The organism is Algoriphagus formosus (assembly GCF_002807035.1).
Lineage (GTDB): Bacteria > Bacteroidota > Bacteroidia > Cytophagales > Cyclobacteriaceae > Algoriphagus > Algoriphagus formosus.
Map to the genome: position 1 here is coordinate 1 of NZ_NIUC01000008.1, position 3,133 is coordinate 3,133.

The 3,133-nt window shown below is 37.6% G+C and carries 4 protein-coding genes; 3 read left to right on the plus strand and 1 reads right to left on the minus strand.

The genetic code is table 11. The annotated features are described in order from the left end of the window. Positions 1-412 precede the first annotated feature (412 nt). On the minus strand, positions 413-658 hold the full coding sequence (locus CDH51_RS19905; RefSeq protein WP_100630329.1) for a DUF3471 domain-containing protein: 246 nt from the start codon (positions 656-658) through the stop codon (positions 413-415). Between the two features lie 597 nt (positions 659-1,255). Between CDH51_RS19905 and CDH51_RS19910 the strand changes: the two genes are divergently transcribed. From CDH51_RS19910 to CDH51_RS19920, 3 genes are read left to right on the plus strand one after another with little or no spacing between them, the layout of a single operon-like run. Further along, positions 1,256-1,486, plus strand: a complete 231-nt coding sequence (locus CDH51_RS19910) for a hypothetical protein (protein ID WP_100630330.1) — start codon at positions 1,256-1,258, stop codon at positions 1,484-1,486. A 42-nt stretch (positions 1,487-1,528) separates the two neighbouring features. Further along, positions 1,529-2,683 (plus strand): DUF4221 family protein, encoded by a 1,155-nt coding sequence (locus CDH51_RS19915; protein WP_100630331.1) that lies wholly within the window; start codon positions 1,529-1,531, stop codon positions 2,681-2,683. Continuing rightward, on the plus strand, positions 2,667-3,017 hold the full coding sequence (locus tag CDH51_RS19920) for a hypothetical protein (protein ID WP_100630332.1): 351 nt from the start codon (positions 2,667-2,669) through the stop codon (positions 3,015-3,017). The genes CDH51_RS19915 and CDH51_RS19920 overlap by 17 nt, the downstream gene beginning before the upstream one ends. Positions 3,018-3,133: the final 116 nt, after the last annotated feature.

Sequence of the window (3,133 nt, forward strand, 5' to 3'; positions counted from 1 at the left end):
TTATCTGATAGGCCTCTCCCATAAGACATTTTTTTTATATATCAGCAAATTACAAATTTGTTTGTATAGAAAGGTAGGATCGAGCGTAACAAAAAGCTTTAGGAAAGCTTTTTAGCGAGAGGCCGGTTTGCAGGGCAGCCAAACTACACCTAGTCCAAATCATGATACTACTCCCAGGGGGGGGTAGGCAATCTACACCTAGTCAACGCTTTTTTATAAATCCATCCCATTCTACTCCCAGCTGGGGAATCCTGCGAAACTCAAATAGGCCACAAGAATTATGACCAAAGAGAGAATACCTAAAAAAAGAAAGCCGATGACTTTGAAAAATTTCTTCATTATTGGACGATTTTAGAAAGGTAAAAATGAAAAGTTTAAGGATAGAGGTCAATCCCTGAATTCAGGGATATGTTCAAGGATTTCGTTTGAAAAAGCTTGCTCCAAAAACTTCTAAACGGTCCGGCTTAAACTCAAAATATTCATCCCAACCCAAAAACTTTTCCTGAGTCTTCCCTAAAAAGGTATCCCCAAACCAATGAACCAGCTCAAAGCTGAGATACTGATTGAATCGCACAATTAAACGTTCATTCTCCAGTTGCACTACTGCCTCTCCATACATGGGGTGTAGGTAAGTGCCCAGCAATTTTATTTTTTCCACAAAGTGGTTCAGTTACATGAAAATTATGGGGAGAAAGGACTGCGTGATTTACGTGAATTTTTGGTCCAAACGGACTTGAGTGCTATGGAAAAAATGAATGATTCAGAGCTTAGAAAAGAGCTTTTAAATCAATTAGGGGAGGAAATGACAATTACGCTGCTGGAGTGGGATTTTTGAAACTATCTCTATGCCCCAACTCAAAACCGATTCAATTTATAAACCAACTCGGCGGTATTCATCTGGGCCTAGGCGTAGGTACTATCTACACCTTTAAATAATCACAAATTTGTAATTTGATTTTGTTGATAATTGGAAGAAGTTTTATTGAATAGTTCAATTGCAAATAATAGTAGGGTGATTTGCAAACTCCCAGCGCTCGATTGAACTTCAAAGGTACGGAGAAGAATCTACGCCTAGGAGAGTGTTGTTAATTAGCCATTGAAGGTTTGGGTGAATTTTAAAGATAAATTTAGGCCAAATACCGACTAAATTAAAAGGGAACCATTAATAACAGTAATTAGGGGGGGGTAAATTTAGTTGATAGAAAAATCTGTTAGTTTTAGGTTCATGGATCTTTAAACACTAAATTTTAAACGTATGAAAAAACAACATTTTCAATCGATTTTGGGAGCAATAGCTCTGATTTGCATGCTTAGCTTTCCGCTGAGTTCGGTATCCCTAGCCCAGGGTTCTGTCGGTGGAGGAGGTGATGATCCAAGTTTATGTTCTTGGGATCCAGATAAATTAAAATGTGTAGAGGAATTTACTGGAGCAGGATATTGTGCAACTTATCCCCCTAACTGTGATGGTCCTGTAATAAATCCTTAATCAAAATTTCCGGCATGAAATTCCGTGCCGGATTTTTTTCCTATGAATTCAGCATTCCTAAATCTTACCATAGCAACACTCTTTTCTATTATTTATGCATGTTCACCATCTAAAGAAAGTAAGGAAAAATCATTAATAGATTTTCACGTTGAACAGCTAACTATCCCCATAGGACCTGAAGTTGATCCTTATACCATGGCGCTTCAATATGTCGATGGAGATTTGTTGTGGCATAATAAAAACCGCAGAACAATTTCTAAAATCAACCTAAAGACTAAACAGGTATCTCAGTATTTTCATTACCAGGAAGAAGGACCATTGGGAGTTGGAAATATTGATGGGTTTTATGCATTCGATCAAAACAAAATAGCCTTTCCTGCATCTGGAAGATTGGTATCTATTTATAATTTGGAAACAAATAATGTGAGCCGGATTAAATTAAGTGACTTTAGTCCAGATTATACAGACACCAGATCTATGACACGCTATACCTCCACATTTCACTTTTGGAATAATAAAATAGTCTTGCCGCAAACAGTTTATTTCAGATATACCTATGAAATTAATGAGGATTTTCTTAAGAATAAAAACCCTTTCTTAATACTGAATTTGAATAATTTAAAAGCGGAAGAAACACCCTATAGACTTTCCAAATCCGATTTTGAAGAAAAATTTAATACCCCTAAAATATTATTAGCCTATAAAGAGGAGGACACTTATATTATACCCTATTACTCTAATCGATTAAATATTTTTAATTTAGATAGCCAAGAAACCGAATCCTATGAACTAAACACCAACTTAATTCCAGAATTCACGAATAATTTTTTCTCAAATGAGGCAAGGATCAATCAGTCTTTGGAGCAAAATATGTCAGAATACCTATCGGAGCCCCAAAACTTAGGCATATTGGTAGATCCTTACAAAAACCTGCTATATCGGATGACTTGGCCGGGCACTGGGGTTCCCGAAGGAGTATCTTCCATGAAGTTTGTGGCCACCCCTTCCCATTTTATCCTGAGTGTCTATGATGAAAATTTTGATTTGAAGTATGAATTCGAACTACCAGAATATGAGTACATCCCGCACCAATATTTTGTCTCCGAAAAAGGCCTTCACCTCTTTGGAAATCACCCCGACCATCCTGATTCCCAAGAAGATCAGATCATTATCCATACCTTTGATTTTTCTGATTAGTCTGCTGATCGCTTGCACCAATACCAAGCGGGAAGAATCGGTCTTAAAGTTTGCCCAGTTTTATGATTTGAACCTGGAAGAGTATAAGCAATTGGTCTTCGTACCAAATGACGGATGCGGATCGTGCATTAGAGAAGGAAAAGCATATATCACTGATCATATTAATAATCCAAAAATTCTCCATGTCTATGTTTCCAGATTTCATAGCGACCTGTCCGAGTTCAAAAACCAACCGAATTTTCTGCTTGACCGACAAATGAAAGCCTTGGATTTTGGGATTGTGAGCACCGGTGCGGTGATCTATCAAGTAGAGCAAGACCCCAACTGGGCGTAGATTCTCCTCAGCAGCTTTGAAGTTCCGATTGAGGCTGGGTGGAATTTGCAATTCCACCCTAATATCCTTACCAATTTGCAATTGGCAATGGTCATAAAATCACCAATAATCCACTT